This is a genomic window from Reyranella sp. GW821-FHT14A01 (assembly GCF_058803965.1).
This window is the reverse complement of record NZ_JBXAPM010000013.1, coordinates 204,163-222,182: the sequence shown is the minus strand read 5'-3', so window position 1 is coordinate 222,182 and position 18,020 is coordinate 204,163. Positions and strand designations below refer to the sequence as shown.

Annotated in this window: 16 protein-coding genes; 14 read left to right on the top strand and 2 right to left on the bottom strand. The window is 66.4% G+C overall.

What is annotated here, in order from left to right:
* Positions 1–154: 154 nt before the first annotated feature.
* The gene (locus tag AC1ROX_RS23560; protein ID WP_493129728.1) at positions 155–349 is read right to left on the bottom strand and encodes a hypothetical protein; all 195 of its coding nucleotides are present in this window, start codon (positions 347–349) and stop codon (positions 155–157) included.
* Between the two features lie 333 nt (positions 350–682).
* Here AC1ROX_RS23560 and AC1ROX_RS23555 point away from each other — a divergent pair, with 333 nt between their 5' ends.
* Positions 683–1,867 carry a Rieske 2Fe-2S domain-containing protein gene (locus AC1ROX_RS23555; protein ID WP_493129726.1) on the top strand — a complete coding sequence of 395 codons (1,185 nt, stop codon included), beginning with the start codon at positions 683–685 and terminating at the stop codon, positions 1,865–1,867.
* Here the strand turns inward: AC1ROX_RS23555 and AC1ROX_RS23550 are convergent.
* On the bottom strand, positions 1,864–2,499 hold the full coding sequence (locus AC1ROX_RS23550; RefSeq protein ID WP_493129724.1) for a HutD/Ves family protein: 636 nt from the start codon (positions 2,497–2,499) through the stop codon (positions 1,864–1,866). The two genes, AC1ROX_RS23555 and AC1ROX_RS23550, sit on opposite strands and share 4 nt — an antisense overlap.
* A gap of 139 nt (positions 2,500–2,638) precedes the next feature.
* On the opposite strand from AC1ROX_RS23550, the gene AC1ROX_RS23545 reads away from it, so the two are divergent.
* From AC1ROX_RS23545 to AC1ROX_RS23485, 13 genes are all read left to right on the top strand, one after another.
* Positions 2,639–3,832, top strand: a complete 1,194-nt coding sequence (locus AC1ROX_RS23545) for a Rieske 2Fe-2S domain-containing protein (RefSeq protein WP_493129722.1) — start codon at positions 2,639–2,641, stop codon at positions 3,830–3,832.
* Positions 3,833–3,839: 7 nt separating this feature from the next.
* Entirely contained in the window at positions 3,840–5,183 is a 1,344-nt protein-coding gene (locus tag AC1ROX_RS23540; protein WP_493129719.1) for an NAD(P)-binding domain-containing protein, read from the top strand.
* Positions 5,180–6,463: a hypothetical protein gene (locus AC1ROX_RS23535; RefSeq protein WP_493129717.1), complete on the top strand. Its 1,284-nt coding sequence runs from the start codon at positions 5,180–5,182 to the stop codon at positions 6,461–6,463. Before AC1ROX_RS23540 ends, AC1ROX_RS23535 begins: the two co-directional genes overlap by 4 nt.
* Before the next feature lie 112 nt (positions 6,464–6,575).
* The gene (locus AC1ROX_RS23530) at positions 6,576–8,162 is read left to right on the top strand and encodes an ABC transporter substrate-binding protein (protein WP_493129715.1); all 1,587 of its coding nucleotides are present in this window, start codon (positions 6,576–6,578) and stop codon (positions 8,160–8,162) included.
* A 13-nt stretch (positions 8,163–8,175) separates the two neighbouring features.
* On the top strand, positions 8,176–9,162 hold the full coding sequence (locus AC1ROX_RS23525) for an ABC transporter permease (RefSeq protein ID WP_493129713.1): 987 nt from the start codon (positions 8,176–8,178) through the stop codon (positions 9,160–9,162).
* On the top strand, positions 9,159–9,989 hold the full coding sequence (locus AC1ROX_RS23520; RefSeq protein WP_493129710.1) for an ABC transporter permease: 831 nt from the start codon (positions 9,159–9,161) through the stop codon (positions 9,987–9,989). Before AC1ROX_RS23525 ends, AC1ROX_RS23520 begins: the two co-directional genes overlap by 4 nt.
* Complete coding sequence (locus tag AC1ROX_RS23515; protein ID WP_493129708.1) at positions 9,958–10,989, top strand: ABC transporter ATP-binding protein; 1,032 nt, start codon at positions 9,958–9,960, stop codon at positions 10,987–10,989. The genes AC1ROX_RS23520 and AC1ROX_RS23515 overlap by 32 nt, the downstream gene beginning before the upstream one ends.
* Positions 10,986–12,002 (top strand): oligopeptide/dipeptide ABC transporter ATP-binding protein, encoded by a 1,017-nt coding sequence (locus tag AC1ROX_RS23510; protein WP_493129706.1) that lies wholly within the window; start codon positions 10,986–10,988, stop codon positions 12,000–12,002. Before AC1ROX_RS23515 ends, AC1ROX_RS23510 begins: the two co-directional genes overlap by 4 nt.
* Before the next feature lie 26 nt (positions 12,003–12,028).
* Positions 12,029–12,988, top strand: a complete 960-nt coding sequence (locus tag AC1ROX_RS23505; RefSeq protein ID WP_493129704.1) for a PDR/VanB family oxidoreductase — start codon at positions 12,029–12,031, stop codon at positions 12,986–12,988.
* Positions 12,989–13,093: 105 nt separating this feature from the next.
* Complete coding sequence (locus AC1ROX_RS23500; RefSeq protein WP_493129702.1) at positions 13,094–14,035, top strand: LysR family transcriptional regulator; 942 nt, start codon at positions 13,094–13,096, stop codon at positions 14,033–14,035.
* A 155-nt stretch (positions 14,036–14,190) separates the two neighbouring features.
* On the top strand, positions 14,191–15,369 hold the full coding sequence (locus tag AC1ROX_RS23495) for a Rieske 2Fe-2S domain-containing protein (RefSeq protein ID WP_493129700.1): 1,179 nt from the start codon (positions 14,191–14,193) through the stop codon (positions 15,367–15,369).
* A gap of 7 nt (positions 15,370–15,376) precedes the next feature.
* On the top strand, positions 15,377–16,546 hold the full coding sequence (gene argE, locus AC1ROX_RS23490; protein WP_493129698.1) for an acetylornithine deacetylase: 1,170 nt from the start codon (positions 15,377–15,379) through the stop codon (positions 16,544–16,546).
* 2 nt (positions 16,547–16,548) lie between these two features.
* On the top strand, positions 16,549–18,012 hold the full coding sequence (locus AC1ROX_RS23485; protein ID WP_493129696.1) for an FAD/NAD(P)-binding protein: 1,464 nt from the start codon (positions 16,549–16,551) through the stop codon (positions 18,010–18,012).
* Positions 18,013–18,020 lie beyond the last annotated feature (8 nt).

Sequence of the window (18,020 nt, the reverse complement as noted above, 5' to 3'; positions counted from 1 at the left end):
ATGCTTCGCACCCCACGAATGCGCCGCCTACATCAAAAACGCCGGCTACGCTTCGATATGAGACGGAAAGACTCTAGGGCATGTGCATGCCCGGCACATCGAAACCGATCCGAGTTTTGTCGCGGTACTTGCGGAGGATCGCCGGCAACGATGCTTACGGCGCCAGTACGCCGAGTGAACTCCTCAGGGATTCGCTGAGGATGTGCAGCACACCGGTGAAGGGGCTGGCGAGTTCCTCGATAAGGAAGATCGCACCGGCGGCCGAGAGGGCGATGATCAAGAGTGCGCAGGCGCTCGTGGCATTGACACGAGAGAGCAGGGTGAAACTGGCGAGAAGGCGCTCAACCATATTTCTGCGTCATCGGACGTGGCCCGCACGCCTGGCGGGTACTGACCGCGCTGACGATCGCGCTGGTCCTGTGCATTTTCGCATTCCCCTTCTGCCCGGCCGTGGGCGGTTACGCCTATTTCGGCATCGGCATGGAAAGCGTGCCCAATGTCCCCAACCTTTCCGCCTGGCGCTATCCTGCGGTGCCTGCGCTGCACATGGCGTTCAGATCAATATCGAAAAGGATATGAGACCCTTAAACTAATGATATTTGATTGATGTCCCCACATTGGCAAAGGTCAACGTCCACGCTCTCGCGGTTGCACGAAGCCCGTGCCTGGGATGGAGGACGAAGTGCCTGATCAGAATATTGCAGATGGTGCGGGTATCGCGCCCGAGCGCATCCAGGTCAGCCTGGTCGATATCGAGCGTGTCGGTCCCGGCACCCTGAACGGCCGCTACATGCGCCGCTTCTGGCATCCGGTCTTCCATGCCGCCGATCTCGAGGTCGGCCATGTGAAGCCGATCCGTATCCTGGGCGAGGACTTCGTCGTCTATCGCGGCGAGAGCGGCAAGCCGCAGGTCACGGGGCCGCGTTGCCCCCATCGCAACATGTCGCTGGTCCCGAGCTGGATCGAGGGCGACACGATCCGCTGCTTCTATCACGGCTGGCGCTTCGACCCGACCGGCCAGTGTGTCGAGCAGCCGGCCGAGAAGAACGCCTTCTGCGACAAGATCAAGATCCCGTCCTATCCGACGCGCGAGTATCTCGGCCTGATCTTCGCCTATTTCGGCGAGGGCGAGGCGCCCGAGTTCCCGCGCTATCCCGCCTTCGAGGGCGAGGATGTGGTGACGCACACCGACAGCTACACGCGCGCCTGCGGCTTCTTCAATAACATGGAGAATGCCGGCGACTTGAGCCACATCGCCTTCGCTCACCGCGATGCCGCCGTGTCGTGGGACGAGATGACGGATGGACCCAAGCTGTCGCCGGTCGAGTCGGACTGGGGTGTCGAAGCCCATGCGGTCCGCCCGAGCGGCCGGCGCAACATCCACCAGATCGGCTTCCCCAACCAGTATCACATCCGCGGCGTGCCCGACGACCCCGAGGTGGCGTTCCGCGAGATCATCGCCTGGTGGGTGCCGCACGATGACGATCGCCACACCCAGTTCACCGTGGTGCGCAAGGAGAAGTCGCAGCCCGGCCTCGCCGCCTATCATGAGCGCCGTCTCGCCGCGCTGAAGCGGCAGGACCTCGATCGCGAGCAGCTGGCGCGCGACATCCTGGCCGGCCGCAAGCGCCTGCAGGACGTCGATCCGAGCCGCGTCCACATGATCTTCCTGCAGGACGATATCGCGCAGATGGGCGTCGGCCCGATCGCGACGCGACCGACCGATCACCTGGGCCGCGGCGACGCCGCCGTGATCCTCTATCGCCGCATCTGGCTGCGGGAGCTGGCCAAGTTCGCCAATGGCGAACCCATCAAGCAGTGGAAGTACGACCCGGCGAAGATCCAGGTACGGTCGGACTATCGCTAAACCGCGAAAGAGAAGCAGAGTATCTTGGCATCGGCATCGCTCGTCATGTCGAGCGACGCCCCCGTTGCGTCCTCGAACGCCAGCATCTCCCCGGCCTTCAACGAGGCGACGGGGAGATCGAGAGCGGAGGCAAGGCGTGTCGAGCCTTCGAGCGCATACAGCAACACCGCCTCGCTTCCCAACTGATGAGGCTCTGCCGAGACGCCGGGCATCAGCAAGGTATGCGAATAGATCACCGAATCGTCCGTCATGACGTTGAGGACGCTCGCCGCTTCGCCCGACAGATGGCAATGGGTCTTCCATCCTCCGTTGAAGTCGAACGGCTCGAAGCGGGAGACGGTGTGGGCCGGCACCTGGCCGAAGAAATCCAGTGTGAAGGCGCCTCCGGACAGCAGGGTGATGGTCCGCTTGAAGCCCGCATAGGTTGAAAAAGGAGACGATTCCAGAATGCGGGTCGTCGACATGCGCCAGAGCAGGCGATCCTGCCTGTCGGGCTGGGTACGCAGGATCAGTTCGCGGCTCGAGCCGCCGCCATTGCCCCAGGGAATCTCGCGACCGTCCTGTGTCCCTGCGAAAGTGACGGTGGGCTCGCGCTTTGATGAACCATGATTCATGTGACTGAGATGCGTCACGCGGAGCGGCGACGCAAGCGCCTTCCGTGTCTTCATTGCATAAGCAATTCGATATCACGCATGTCGCAACAACATATTTGACGCAAAGCTCGCGCGGACGGCGAAATACACGTGTCGCACCCCGAAGGGAGAAGCCACCGTGTCCTCAGCCGTTGTTCGCACTCTCGCCGACGCCAGGATGACGGAAAAGTCCGGTGTCTCTTTCAGGGACGTCGGCAAGACCGGTCCCGGCACGATCTCCGGAAGATACCTGCGACAGTTCTGGCAGCCCGTTTGCCACTCCGTCGAGATCGCTGCCAAGCGCACCCTGCCGATCCGGATCATGGGCGAGGATTTCACGGTCTATCGCAGCGAAAGCGGCGTGCCCCAGGTGATCGAGGCGCGCTGCCCCCATCGCGGCATGCCGCTGCATGCGGGCTGGGTCGAGGGCGACGAGATCCGCTGCTTCTATCACGGCTGGAAGTTCAACGCCGAGGGCGCCTGCACGCAGCAGCCGGCGGAGCGGCCGGACTTCTGCAGCAAGATCAGGATCAAGAGCTATCCGACGCGCGAGTATCTCGGCCTGATCTTCGCCTTCCTCGGCGAGGGCGAGCCGCCGGCCTTCGATCGCTATCCGGCCTTCGAGGCCGACGACGTGCTGGTGATGCACGACACCTACATGCGGGCCTGCAACTTCTTCAACAATCTCGAGAATGTCGGCGATCTCAGCCATGTCGCCTTCGCCCACGGCGACGCATCGGTCGCCTGGGACGAGACGACGGACGGGCCGGTCATCAGTGCCTTCGAATCCTGCTGGGGCGTGACGATCCGCGCCGTCCGCCCGAGCGGCCGCGAAGTCACCGGCCAGTTCGGCATGCCCAACATCTTCCACGGCCGCGGCGTGCCGGACGATCCCGAAGTGCCCTATCGCGAGTTCATCGCCTGGTGGGTGCCGGTCGAGGACGACCGCCACATCCAGTTCACGGTGGTGATCCAGCCGAAGAATTCCGAGGTCACGCCGCGCTACATGCAGCGCCGCGAGGAGCGCGCCCAGAAGCGCGATCTCGATCCGACCCGCGAGACGGTCGCGCGCGAGCTGCTGGCCGGCACGCGGCGCATGGAGGAGATCGATCCCCAGCGGGTCAACATGATCTTCCTGCAGGACGATTTCGCGCAGATGGGCGTCGGTTCGATCGAGGAACGTGGCAAGGAACATCTCGGCCGCGGCGATGCCGTGTTGATCCTGCAGCGTCGCCTCTGGGTACGCGAGCTGGCGAAGTTCGCCGAGGGCAAGAAGCTGACCGACTGGCGCTACGACGCCGGCCAGTTGCCCATCAAGAGCGAATTCCTCTGAGATGCCCATGGATGGCGCGCCCCCTCTCTCGACCGGCCTGCCGGCGAGCGAAGCGCGCGTCCCCCGCCACGATGCGGTGATCGTGGGGGCCGGCCAGGCCGGCCTCTCCGTCGCCTGGGCGCTTCGCCGCGAAGGCACGACCAACGTCGCCGTCCTCGACGCCCGGCCGCGCGGCAAGGAAGGGCCGTGGAACACTTATGCCCGCATGCCGTCGCTGCGGACGCCCAAGGGGCCGACCGGCGCCGATTGCGGCGTGCCGACCCTGACGGTGCGCGCCTGGCACGACGCGGTGCTGGACCGCGCGACCTGGGAACGCATGACCCTGATGCCGACCGCGCACTGGATGGCCTATCTCGACTGGGTGCGCGAGCAGACCGGGATCGAGGTCGCCAACGAGACGCGGCTGCTCGAAGTCGCGAACGGTCCCGAGGGCTTCATCCGCCTCGTCTGCCGGAAAGCCGGTGCCGCGGCACCGCACACGCTGCTGACGCGCAAGCTGGTGCTGGCGACGGGCCTCGAAGGCGCCGGCGGCGCGGCGATGCCCGACTTCGTCGCGGGGCTGGGGCGCGAGAACATCGCCCATTCCTCCGACATGATCGATTTCGATGCGCTGCGCGGCCGCACGGTCGGCGTGATCGGCGCCGGGGCCTCGGCGTTCGACAATGCCGCGACGGCGGCGGAAGCGGGCGCCGCAATCGTCCATCATTTCGTGCGACGGAGCGAACTGCCGACCGTCAATGTCGTGCGCTGGATGGATTTCGCGGCCTTCGGGCGCAACTTCCATCACCTGCCCGATGCCCGCCGGCGTGCCTATGTCCGGCAGTTCCTCGGCACCGCCATGCCGCCGCCGCCGGAGACGCTCCAGCGCACGCGGCGTCTCGCCAATCACAGCCTCCATCTCGGCGCCTCGATCGATGGGCTGCAGCGCAAGGGCGAGGGCCTCCTGCTGCAGACGCCGGTCGGCGCGTTCGATCTCGATTTCCTGATCCTGGGCACCGGCTTCGCCTTCGACCTTGCGCCCGTCCCGGAACTCGCCGGCGTGCTGCCGCTGATCTGGCACTGGGGCGATCGGGCGCCCGCGCCGCAAGGCGGTGACGCGCTCGACCACCGCATCGACCGCTATCCCTATCTCGGGGCCCAGTTCCAGCTCCAGGCCGTCGACCGCCGCGCGGCGGCGTGGGTGGAGAACATCCATCTGGTCAACAGCATGGCCGTCGCCTCGATGGGGCCGATCAGCTCGGGCGGCATCAACGGCCTCAAGTTCATGGTCTCCCGCCTCGCGCGCGGCATCCTGCGCGATCTCGAGGTCGTGCAGGCGCGAGACGAGACGGCACGGGCCGCCGTCTCGTGAGGGACGTCGACGCCATCACCGCCCGACTGGCCCGCGACCTGGCCGACTATCTCTATCCGTTGCGCGACTGGATGATCGATGCCGGCGACCGCGACGCCGATGTCGCGATCCTGGGCAACGGCAGGCGCGCGATCCTTCTTTCCTATGCGCTGAGGCGCGAGCGGATCACGCGGCAGATCCTGCTGGCCGATCCAGTCGCCGACGCCGTCGAGATGTACGGCGCTTTGGCCGAGCCGCGCGTCGGCCTGCCCAACCTCGATCTGGCGGGCGGCGAGTTCTGGCATCCCGACCTCACCTTCCGCGCCTGGCTGTCGGGCTGGGACGACCGCAAATCCGAGATCCCGACCGGCGCCGCCCTTCGCATGGAATGGCTGGCCTATCTCCGATGGCTCGCCCGGCTGCTCGACGTGCCGCAGCCCGAAGCAGTGCCGCTCGCCGCCATCGAGATCGGCACCGACAGCGTGCGTCTCGTGCAGACCGACGACACGGTGCGGCATGTCCGCCGGCTGGTCCTCGCGGGACCCGCGGCGGACGACGAGATGGAGACTGCGTTCACCGACGAGACGGAGTCGCTGCCGGCGTCGGGCTCTCTCGCGGGTAAGCGCGTCCTGGTGATGGGCGACGGGCTCGCCACCTTCGACTGGGCGATCGCCGCGCTGGGCGAGGGCAGGGCAAGCTCGGTCCTGCAGATCGGCCGGGCACTGCCCCAGGTCGAGACGAAGGGATCGTCGCCGGTCGCGCAGATCCTGCGCCATCCCTTCAAGGTCCTGGAGCCTGAGCAGCGCGTGGCGCTGCTCGCTGCAGCCGGACCGAATCAGGGCATGGTGCCGTCGAACTGGGCGCGCACCTTGAAGCAGGCGGGCGGCCGTTACGGTTTTGCGCTGGCGCCGCAGGAAATGCCGGCCGCCGATCTCGTCGTCGCACCGGGACGCAACAGGTCCTCGCATGCGAGCTGCGTGGTGGGTCTGGAAACGGGCGATGTCTGCGAGCTTGCCAATCTTTTCAATCACTTCGGGACGGACGAGCGCGCGCGATTGATCGACGCCGACGGCACCGTCCTGCCCGTGCTCGCCTTCGGTACCGGTGCCGCCGCCGCGGCCGGTCCGCGCGCGTCTTCGCCGTTTCTCGCCCGCTACGGACTGCTCGACGTGCTCGAAGCGATCAGCTGCGACTTCTTCATCGAGGATGAGGGCGCGCTATTTGCATCTTTCCTGGAGTTCCGCACGAGCGAGACGTTCGGCGGCAAGCTTATGGAGACGAAGCCATCGCCATCGTCCTGAGCCATTGTCTTGAGCCACGCGGGCGATCGATACATCGCCCTCAATGCTGTGATGCCTCCGGCGATATGGGTGAAAGAGTCACGGACCAAACCAGGGATGTGGGAGTCGCACGATGATCTCGAGACGTAGCCTTCTCCAGGGGAGCGCGATCGCTGCCCTCACCACCTACAGCGGCATGGCGTGGTCGCAGGGCAAGGCGCCCGGCCGCGTCGCGATGGCGATGTTCGGCGAGCCGCCGACCTTGCAGTTCGCGATCAACACCGCCGCCGCCGTGCAGATCATCTCCTCGAAGATCCATAGCGGCCTGCTCACCTACGATGGCGATTTCGCCAAGCCCAAGCCCAACCTGGCGGAAAGCTGGGAAGTCGCGCCCGACGGCAAGACGATCACCTTCCGCCTGCGCAAGGACGTGACCTGGCACGATGGCAAGCCGTTCACCTCGGCCGACGTCAAGTTCACGATCGAGAACGTGATCAAGCGCTTCCATTCGCGCGGCCGCATCACCTACGCCAACCTCGAGACCGTCGATACGCCGGACGACTACACGGCGATCTTCCGCCTGAAGGCGCCGGCGCCCTACATCATGGTGGCGCTGCATTCGGCGGAGACGCCGATTGTCCCGAAGCACATCTACGAGGTGGGCGAGGTGCTGGCCAATCCGGCGAACAACGCGCCGATCGGCACCGGCCCGTACAAGTTCAAGGAGTGGAAGCGCGGCGCCTACGTGCTGCTGGAGCGCAACGACAAGTATTTCCGCAAGGACGAGCCGCTGCTCGAACAGATCGTCTTCACCAACATCGCCGACGCCGGCGCCCGCTCGGTCGCACTCGAAAGCGGCGAGCTCGACATCGGCGCGCCGTGGCCGGTGCCGCTCGCCGACATGCAGCGCTTCGAATCGGTGAAGAACGTCTCCATCACGACCGATGGCTTCACGCCGTTCGGCCCGATGTCGTTCTTCGAATTCAATCTCAAGCTGCCGATGTTCCAGGACGCCAAGGTGCGTAAGGCGATGGCGCACTGCATCGACCGCACCCGCATCGTCGACACGATCTACTGCGGCTATGCGCGGCCCGCGACCGGTCCGATCAACTCCAAGATGCCGGGCGGCTTCTATACGGATGCCGTGACCCAGTACAAATACGACCTCAAGGCGGCCGAGAAGCTGCTCGACGAGGCGGGCATGAAGCGCGGCGCCGGCGGCATCCGCTTCAGCTTCACGATCGAGCCGGCGCCCTGGGCGCCGCACATCCCGCAGATGGCCGAGTACATCGCCCAGTCGCTGGGCCGGGTCGGCATCAAGGTCGATGTGCGACTGCAGGACTCCGCGACCTGGATCAAGCGCGCCTTCACGACCCGCGAGGCGCAGGCGGTCGTCTATGCGACCTTCAACATGATGGACCCGACGCTCGGCGTGCAGCGCCAGTACGTCACCAACACGATCGGCGTCATCTTCGGCAACGGCTCGGGCTACAGCAATCCGCGCGTCGACGAGCTCTTCAACAAGGCGCAGAACGAGAACGATGCCGGGGAGCGCAAGAAGATCTTCGCCGAGATCCAGAAGATCATCACCGAGGACGTGCCCAACGTGCCGCTCACCGAGGAGCGCTACGCCACGATCTACAACAAGCGGGTGAAGAACCTGGTGGGGCCGCTGCTCGGCGTCTACGACGACTTCACCGCGGTCAGCGTCGGCAGCTAGGAGGAGGGTGAAGATGTCCTCCGCGAATCGCTACATCCTCCGACGGATCGCGCAGGGCTTCGTCACCGTTCTGCTGCTCATCGCCGTGAACTTCCTGATCGTCCACGCGTCGCCCGGCGACGTCGTGGACGCCCTGGCCGGCGGCTCGGGATCGGCCGATCCCGCCGTCCTGCAGGCGATGCGCGAGCATCTGGGACTCGACCAGCCGCTCTATATCCAGTTCATGAAGCATGTCGGGCAGCTCGTGCAGCTCGACCTCGGCAAGTCGATGTTCAGCGGCGACCGGGTCATCAAGCTCCTGCTGGAGCGGCTGCCGGCCACGCTGCTGCTGATGGTGCCGGCGCTGTTCATCTCCTTCCTGCTGGGCACCACCCTGGGCGTGATCGCCTCGCTGAAGCCGCGCTCGATCGTCGACTTCCTCGTCTCCAGCCTGGTCCTGGTCGGCTATGCGACGCCGCTCTTCTGGCTGGGGCTGATGCTGATCGTCGTCTTCACCATCCACCTGGGCTGGCTGCCGAGCGTGGGCATGCTGACCGTCGGCGTCTCGCAGAGCCCGGGCGCCCTGGCGCTCGACCTGTTCCAGCACGCGGTCCTGCCGGTGCTGACCCTGTCGCTCTTCTACCTGGCGGCCTATGCGCGACTGACGCGCGCCACGATGATCGACGTCTCCGACCAGAAGTTCGTGCGTGCCGCGACCGCCAAGGGCATCCCGCGGTCGCAGGTCGTGTTCCGCCACATCTTCCGCAACGCACTGCTGCCGGTCTTCACCATGGCCGGGCTCAACATCAGCTCGATGCTGGGCGGCGCGCTGGTCGTCGAGGTGGTGTTCAGCTGGCCGGGGCTGGGCCAGCTCGCCTTCAACGCCGTGCTGCAGCGGGACAATACGCTTCTGCTCGGCCTGCTGTTCTTCTCGTCGATCTTCGTGGTCTGCGTGAACATCATCGTCGACATCCTCTATATCAAGCTCGATCCGCGCATCGAGTTCGGGAGTCCGTCATGACGCTCTCGATGAAGACCCTGTCCTCCAGCCGGATCGCCTTCGGGGCCACCATCCTGGTCGCGCTGTGGCTGGCCTCGCTGGTCGGCCCGATCATCCATCCCGGCGATCCGATGGAGATGGTCGGCCGGCCGTTCGTGTGGCCGGGCGTCAATCCGAACTTCCCGCTGGGCACCGACCAGCTCGGCCGCGACGTGCTGAGCGGCCTCCTGTCGGGGGCACAGATCTCGCTCGGCATCGGCATCGTGTCGGCCTCGACGGCGATCCTGATCGGCATCGCGGTCGGCGCGACGGCCGGTGGCGTCGGCGGCTATGTCGACGACGTGCTGATGCGCATCTGCGAGGTCTTCCAGAACATCCCGGGCTTCATCCTGGCGATCGTGCTGCTGTCGATCTTCGGCGTCAGCGTCACCAAGATGGTGGTCTGCATCTCGATCGTGTCGTGGCCGCCTGTGGCCCGCATCGTGCGCGCCCAGATGCTGTCGCTCCGGCAACGCGATTTCGTGGCCTCCTGCCGGCTGATCGGCATGTCGCGCTTTCGCATCATCGTGACGCAGATGCTGCCCAACAGCCTCGCGCCGGTCTTCGTGATGGCCTCGATGATCACCGCCTCGGCGATCCTGATCGAGGCGGCGCTGTCGTTCCTGAACCTGTCCGACCCGAACCTCATGAGCTGGGGCCGCATGATCGGCAACGGCCGCGCCGCGCTGCGCACGGCCTGGTACCTCGTGGCGCTGCCGGGCGGCGCCATCTTCGTGACGACGATCGCTCTCAACATTCTAGGCGAAGGGGTGAGCGATGCTCTCAACAGCCGCCGCACGACCAACTAGCCCCGTCCCGGCGGCAAGCCGGCAGACGATCCTCCGCCTGACCGACATCCATGCGACGACGGTCATCGACGGCAAGCCGTGCGATATCCTTGATGGCGTGAGCTTTTCGCTGCAGGCCGGGCGCATGCTGGGCATCGTGGGCGAATCGGGCTGCGGCAAGTCGATGACGGCGCTGGCGATCATGGGCCTGATGCCCAAGCCGCAGGTGACGATCACCGCCGGCGGCATCAACTTCCTGGGCGACGAGCTGCTCGATCTGCCGGAGAGCGAGATGCGCCTGCGGCGCGGTGCCAAGATGGCGATGATCTTCCAGGAGCCATCGGCCTCGCTCAATCCCGTCCGCACCATCGGCGACCAGATGATGGAAGCGATCCGCGCGCACCAGCCGATCGCCAAGCGCGAGGCGCGCGAGACGGCGCTGGAGCTGCTCGACCGGGTGCGCATCCGCAATCCGCGCCGCACGATCGACGACTATCCGCATCGCATGTCGGGCGGCATGTGCCAGCGCGTGTCGATCGCCATGGCGCTGGCGTCGCGGCCGAAGCTGCTGATCGCCGACGAGCCCACCACCGCGCTCGACGTGAGCGTGCAGGCGCAGATCCTCGAACTGCTGGCGACCCTGCAGCAGGAAGAGGACCTGGGGGTCCTGCTGATCAGCCACGATCTCGGTGTCGTCGCGGGCTATGCCGATGAAGTGGCGGTCATGTATGCCGGCAAGATCGTCGAGCAGACCCATGTCGACACGCTGTTCGCCGCGCCGAAGCATCCCTACACGATGGGCCTGATGCGCGCGGCCCCGCGCCTCGGCGCCCGACGCGAGCTGACGCGTCTCGCCGAAATCCCCGGTACCGTTCCCGCGCTCAACGCTCGGCCTGCGGGCTGCGCCTTCGTCACCCGCTGCACGTACGCGATGGCGCAATGCACCGACGTCGCGCCCGAGCTCAAGCCGGTGGCGACCGGCCATCGCGTGGCATGTCTGTTGCAGGATCGCCCCTTATGAGCGTGCTTCTCTCCATCGAAGGTCTGAAGGTCGAATTGGGGGGCACGACGATCCTCCAGAACATCAGCTTCGAAGTGCAGGCGGGCGAGGTGCTCGCCATCGTGGGCGAGTCCGGTTCGGGCAAGACGACCCTGGCGCGCGCCGTCGCCGGTCTCATCCCGACCAAGGCGGGCGGGATGGATCTCGACGGCAACCGCCTCGTCGGCCTTGCGCCGCGCGCCGAGCCCCGGGTTCGCACCGCCATCCAGATGGTCTTCCAGAATCCCGAGGCGGCGCTCAATCCGCGCATGGCGGTGCGGCGCCTCATTGAGGAGCCGATGAAGCTCCACCGCATCCCTCGCGCGGAGCGCAAGAAGCGGGTCGACGAGCTGCTGCGCCAGGTCGGCCTGACCGACGAGATGGCAGAGAAGCATCCGCACCAGCTCTCGGGCGGACAGCGCCAGCGCGTCTGCATCGCACGCGCGCTCGCGGCCGATCCCAGCCTGCTGATCGCCGACGAGGCGCTGTCGGCGCTCGACGTGTCGATCCAGAGCCAGATCATCAACCTGTTCATCGATCTCAAGAAGACGCTGGGCCTCACCTATCTGTTCATCTCGCACGACCTCGCGGTGGTGCAGCACATCGCCGACCGCGTGCTCGTGCTGTTCGCCGGAAACACCGTCGAGGAGGCTGGCTACGAGAGCTTCTGGGCGGAACCGGCGCATCCCTACACCCTGTCGCTGATGGCGGCCTCGCCGGTCGCCGATCCGGCGGTGGCGCGCGCCAAGCGCCAGGAGATCCGCGCACTGCCGTCGGTCGAGGCGGCGCGCGTCGAGCAGGGCTGCGCCTACCAGAAGCGCTGCACTTTCGCGGCCGACCGCTGTGCGTCGGAAGTGCCGCTGCTGCGCGACATCGGCGGCGGCCACAAGGCGGCCTGCCACTTCGCGGAGGCGGTGCGCGAGAAGCGCCGGCTTGCCGGAACGGTGCCGTTCCCGGCCTTCGATGTCGAAGCGCCCCGGTCGCTGCGTGCCTGACGGCATTGCATTTGGAAATGCTGTAGGTGGACACGATCGTGATTGGCGGTCAGCAGACGCTTCTGGTGAAGGCGCTCGCGGTCGAGCGCGAATCGCCCAGCGTCGTCAGCATCGACTTGGCCCCGGCCGATGCGAGCCAGCCCCTGCCGGCCTACGAGCCCGGTGCCCATATCGACATCCGCCTGCCCAACGACGTCGTGCGCCAGTATTCGCTGTGCGGCGACGGCACGCCGGACGGCTGGAAGATCGCGGTGAAGGCCGTGCCCGGTGGCGCGGCCTCGAGCTTCATCCATCGCGCGGTGGTGCAGGGCACCGTCCTGGCGGCCAGCCTGCCGCGCAACAACTTCCCGCTGCTGCCGGCGGCGAACTATGTCTTCGTGGCCGGGGGCATCGGCATCACGCCACTGTTGCCGATGCTGACGGCGGCAGCCGGGGCCGGCGCCTCATTCGAGCTGCATTACTGCATCGGCGATCCGGCCGAGGACCTGTTCACCTCGGCCCGCACCGCCTTCGGCGACGCGACTTCGACCTACATCAAGCAGGCGGGGAGCCGGTTCGACCCGCGGGCCACCCTGGGCGCCGTGCGGCCGGGCACGCTCGTCTATTGCTGCGGCCCGGCCTCGCTCATGGACGCGGTCGGAGAGGCCATGGCGGCCTGGCCGGAAGGCACGCTGCACCGCGAATGGTTTGCGGCCCAGGCCCAGCCGGCCGGGCAGGATCATGCGTTCGAGCTGGTCTGCCGCCGGTCCGGCAAGACGCTCCTCGTGCCCGCCGACAAGTCGGTCCTGCAGGTGCTGGGCGAGGCGGGCATTCAGGTTCCTCGCTCCTGCGAAATCGGCGTCTGCTCGAGCTGCGAGGTGCCGGTCGTCCAGGGCGAGGTCGACCATCGCGACAGCATCCTGTCGCCGCAGGAACGCGCCGAGGGCCGCACCATGTTCTGCTGCGTCTCGCGCGCCCGCGGCAACCGCCTGGTCCTCGATCTCTGAAGGGCAGGGTTGCGGGTCGACTGGCCCATACTTTGCTGTAACCTCACCGATAGGGCCGTCCCGCCGGTGCCCGGCAGGGTGATGGCCCGTCGAAAGCGGGGTCCCTTGTTGGCCAGGGCGGACGAACCCAGTGAAAGGACGATCGGCCGGTTCGGCGCCGGGCTGCTGAACCTGCGCCATGTCGATTACTTTCTGGTGATCTGCGAGGAGATGCATTTCGGGCGCGCCTCGCGCCGCCTGAGCGTCGCCCAGCCCGCGCTCAGCCAGCAGATCAAGCGCCTCGAATCCTATCTCGGCGTCTCCCTCTTCAACCGCAACCGGCGCGGCATCGAGCTCACCGAGGCCGGCACGGTCTTCCGCGCCCATGCGCTGCGGCTCACTAAGCAGATCGAGGAGGCCAAGTGGGCCTCGCGGCGCGCGGAGCAGGGCGAGGCCGGCAAGATCTCGGTCGGGCTGGTGCCGAGCGGCAACCACCTGTTCGTGCTGGAGCGCCTCGCGCAGTTCAACAAGCGCTATCCCTCGGTGGACGTGGTGATCAGCAGCATGACGACGGCCGAACAGATCGACGCCGTCGTGGCCGGCAAGCTCGATGTCGGCGTCGTGCGGCTGCCGGTCCGCCATCACGACCTCGACCAAACGACCATCTATGCCGAGGAGATGGTCGTGGCCCTGCCGCACGACCACAAGCTCGCGCGATCGCCGAAGGTGAAGATGGCCGATCTCGCGCTCGAGAACCTGATCGCCTTCCCGCGCGAGGTGGCGCCATCCTACTTCGATTACATCGTGAGCCTGTTCCGGATGGCGGGGCACGAACTGAAGATCAGCCAGCAGATCTCCCACATCCCCACGATGTTCGCCCTGATCGCCTCGGGCTTCGGCTTCACCCTGGCGCCGGCCTCGCAGGAAGGGATCCTCGAATATAAAGGCGTCGTGTTTCGGCCGCTGGCGGAAAAGACGCCGCTGATCGAACTGGGACTCATCCGCAAGAAGGACAATGCCTCGCCGCTGGTGGCGAGTTTCCTTGGACTTTTTCCCGACTGCGGATGAGCGCGCCGATATTGAAACCGATATCACGCACCCTCCCAATTGATATTGGATTACATGCACGAATCCGGAGGAAGCTTCGTCGATCCGAACCTGAGTCGCGGAGGCCGATCGGCACTTGCGACAGGTACCCGACGGCACCCTGACGGAGTCGATCCATGCCTGACCAGACAATCGATCTCGATACAACCGAACGCGTTCAAGTGACCCTGGCCGATATCGAGCGCGTCGGCCCCGGCACCCTGAACGGCCGCTACATGCGCCGCTTCTGGCATCCGGTGTTCCATGCCGCCGATCTCGAGGTCGGCCATGTGAAGCCGATCCGTATCCTGGGCGAGGACTTCGTCGTCTATCGCGGCGAGAGCGGCAAGCCGCAGGTCACGGGGCCGCGTTGCCCCCATCGCAACATGTCGCTGGTCCCGAGCTGGATCGAGGGCGACACGATCCGCTGCTTCTATCACGGCTGGCGCTTCGACCCGACCGGCCAGTGCGTCGAGCAGCCGGCCGAGAAGAACGCCTTCTGCGACAAGATCAGGATCCCGTCCTATCCGACGCGCGAGTATCTCGGCCTGATCTTCGCGTACTTCGGCGAGGGCGAGGCGCCCGAGTTCCCGCGCTATCCCGCCTTCGAGGGCGAGGATGTGGTGACCCACACCGACAGCTACACGCGCGCCTGCGGCTTCTTCAACAACATGGAGAATGCCGGCGACCTCAGCCACGTTGCCTTCGCCCATCGCGACGCTTCGGTGTCGTGGGACGAGACGGTCGATGGTCCGGTGCTGACGCCGGTGGAATCGCCGTGGGGCGTCGAGACCCGCGCCCAGCGCCCGAGCGGCCGGCGCAATGTCGGCCAGATCGGCTTCCCCAACGTCTATCACACGCGCGGCGTGCCCGATGACGTGGCGGTGCCCTATCGCGAGTTCATCGGCTGGTGGGTGCCGCACGACGACGACCGCCACACCCAGTTCACCGTCGTTGTGAAGAACAAGGCCGATCCGGAGCAGCTCGCAGCCTATCACGAGCGCCGCAAGGCGACCTATGCCCGCCACGACATCGATCGCGAGGCGCTGGCGAAGGATATCCTGGCCGGCCGCAAGCGCCTGCAGGACGTCGATCCCAGCCGCGTCCACATGATCTTCCTGCAGGACGACATCGCGCAGGCGGGCGTCGGTCCGATCGCCGGCCGGCCGCGCGAGAATCTCGGCCGCGGCGACGCGGTGGTGATCCTCTATCGCCGCATCTGGATGCGCGAGCTGGCCAAGTTCGCCAACGGTGAGCCGGTCAAGGACTGGCGCTACGATCCCGCCGTCATCAAGGTCCACGCCGACTTCCGCTAAGGTGCCAATGTCCCGTCGTCCAGCCGAGTCCACCGTCGAGATCCTGCGCAGGCTCGTGTCGTTCGACACGGTCAGCCGCAATCCCAATCTCGATCTCATCGCCTGGGTGCGGGACTATCTGTCGGGGTACGGGATCGAAAGTACCCTGATCCACGACGACACCGGAAAGAAGGCCAACCTCTATGCCACGATCGGCGATGCCGGCCGATCGGGCTACATGCTGTCGGGTCACACCGACGTCGTGCCGATCGACGGCCAGGACTGGTCGACAGATCCCTTCGAACTGGTCGAGAAGGACGACCGGTTCTTCGGCCGCGGTACCAGCGACATGAAGTCGTTCATCGCGGTCGTGCTCGCGCGGGTGCCCCAGTTCGCCGCCGCGAAGCTGGAGACACCCATCCATCTCGCCTTCTCCTATGACGAGGAGGTGGGCTGCAAGGGCGTGCCGAGCCTGATCGACCATCTCAAGGTGCTGCCGGCGCCGCCGCGCCTCTGCGTCGTGGGCGAGCCGACCGACATGAAGGTCGTCACCGCCCACAAGGGCAACAAGCGCTATCGCTGCGAGGTCCATGGCCGCGAATGCCATTCGGCATTGGCGAACCAGGGCGTGAATGCCGTCGAGATCGCCGCCGACCTCGTCTACCGGCTGCGCAGCATGGCGCGTGAGAAGAGGACGATCGGCCCGTTCGACCAGGATTTCGACCCGCCCTACACGACGATCCATACCGGCACGATCCAGGGCGGCACCGCGATGAACATCGTCCCCAAGGAATGCGCCTTCGAATTCGAATTCCGGTACGTGCCGGGCGACGATCCCGACGTCTATCTCAAGCGGCTCGAGGAGCATGCCCGCGACGTGTTGGAGCCCGAGATGAAGGCGGTGGCTGAGGAAGCGCGCATCGACTTCCGCTTCAAGTCGCAACTGCCGGCCCTCGACACCGAGGAGGCGGCGGAAGTCACCGAACTCGCCAAAGCGCTGTCGGGCTCCAACCGCACCGGCAAGATCAGCTTCGGCACCGAAGGCGGCCTGTTCCAGAAGGCGGGCTTCCCCACCGTGGTCTGCGGACCCGGCTCGATCGAGCAGGCGCACAAGCCCGACGAATGGATTCTGCTCGACCAGATCGCGCAGTGCGAGGATTTCATGGGCCGCCTGCAGGCGCGCGCGGAGCGGCGCTAGCGATGGCCGCCGAGGCGCTCGCGCTGCACCGGCTCGAACAGGCGATCGCGCGCGAGCTGGAGCTTTTTGCCTATCCCAACAAGGTCTGGCCGCGCGTCACGCGGAGCGCCGCCGGACAGCCGATCCTCGATGTCGTGATTGTGGGGGCCGGCCAGGCCGGGACGTCGCTTGCCGTCGGCCTGCTGCGCGAGCACATCACCAACATCCTGCTGGTCGACCGCTGTCCGCCGGGCGAGGAGGGGCCGTGGAACACCTGGGCCCGTATGATCACCCTGCGGACGATCAAGGAACTGACCGGTCCCGACGGCCGCATCGCCTCGGCCTCGTTCCGCTCCTGGTACGAGGCGCGCAAGGGCGAGGCGGCGTGGCGCGATCTCGTGCGCATCCCCAAGGGCGAGTGGATGGACTACCTGCTATGGGTCCGCGCCGTCCTCAAGCTGCCGGTCGAGAGCGAGACCGAGGTGACCGCCATCGCGATGGAAGGCGAGCATCTCAGGGTCGAGTTGAAGGGGCCGCAGGGCACCCGCAGCGTGCTCGCGCGCAAGGTCGTGCTGGCGACCGGTGTCGACGGTTCGGGCGGGCCGCGCCGGCCAGCGTTCACCGACGGCGTGCCGCGCTCGCTGTGGGCCCATAGCGCCGATCCCATCGATTTCGCCGCCCTCGCCGGCAAGCGGGTGGCCGTGCTGGGTGCCGGCGCCTCGGCGTTCGATAATACGGCGACGGCGCTCGAAGCCGGCGCCGCGAGCGTCATGCATTTCCTGCGGCGTCCCGAGCTGCCGCAAGTCAATGCGCTGCGCTTCCTCGAAACCTCGGGCTTTTTCCGCAACTTCGGCTCGCTCGACGATGCCACCAGGCTGCGCTTCATGCGTCATTACCTGTCGCTGCCGACGCCACCGCCGGCCGACACGCTCGACCGCTGCCAGGCGCATGACAATTTCATCCTCTGCTGCGGCGAGGGCTGGACGGGCATGGCGCCGACGGAGGAGGGAACTCTGCGGATCACCACGCCGAAGCGCAGCGTCGAGGCCGATTTCGCGATCCTGGGAACGGGCTTCCACATCGATCTCGCGCGCCTGCCTTTTCTCGCACCGCTGCTGCCGCACCTGACGCTGTGGCGGGATCGTGTCGAATTGGACGAAGCCGACGATGTCGATCAGCGGTTGGGCAAGTATCCCTATCTCGGCCCGGCCATGCAGGCGGTCGGCCGGACTCCCGAAGCCGACCGGGCGCTGCGCAATCTCCACCTGTTCAATATCTCCGGCGTGCCCAGCGTCGGGCTGATCAGCAGCGGCATCAACGGCCTGCCCTGGGGAGTCGATGCGATCGCGCTGGCGATCTCGCGCGACCTGTTCACGGCCGACGCCGACTCCTTCTATCGCGAGTTCGTCGGCTATGCCGAGCCCGACGCCAACGAGGCTTACGGCAAGCATCCCCCACGCGGCCGCCGAGAGGGAGCCGTCGCGTAGGGCAAAAT

Coding starts and splice junctions, on each gene's coding strand:
- AC1ROX_RS23530 (WP_493129715.1), top strand. CDS start 6,576: ATGATCTCGAGACGTAGCCTTCTCCAGGGGAGCGCGATCGCTGCCCTC.
- AC1ROX_RS23515 (WP_493129708.1), top strand. CDS start 9,958: ATGCTCTCAACAGCCGCCGCACGACCAACTAGCCCCGTCCCGGCGGCA.
- AC1ROX_RS23525 (WP_493129713.1), top strand. CDS start 8,176: ATGTCCTCCGCGAATCGCTACATCCTCCGACGGATCGCGCAGGGCTTC.
- argE (WP_493129698.1), top strand. CDS start 15,377: ATGTCCCGTCGTCCAGCCGAGTCCACCGTCGAGATCCTGCGCAGGCTC.
- AC1ROX_RS23485 (WP_493129696.1), top strand. CDS start 16,549: ATGGCCGCCGAGGCGCTCGCGCTGCACCGGCTCGAACAGGCGATCGCG.
- AC1ROX_RS23560 (WP_493129728.1), bottom strand. CDS start 349: ATGGTTGAGCGCCTTCTCGCCAGTTTCACCCTGCTCTCTCGTGTCAAT.
- AC1ROX_RS23495 (WP_493129700.1), top strand. CDS start 14,191: ATGCCTGACCAGACAATCGATCTCGATACAACCGAACGCGTTCAAGTG.
- AC1ROX_RS23510 (WP_493129706.1), top strand. CDS start 10,986: ATGAGCGTGCTTCTCTCCATCGAAGGTCTGAAGGTCGAATTGGGGGGC.
- AC1ROX_RS23520 (WP_493129710.1), top strand. CDS start 9,159: ATGACGCTCTCGATGAAGACCCTGTCCTCCAGCCGGATCGCCTTCGGG.
- AC1ROX_RS23540 (WP_493129719.1), top strand. CDS start 3,840: ATGGATGGCGCGCCCCCTCTCTCGACCGGCCTGCCGGCGAGCGAAGCG.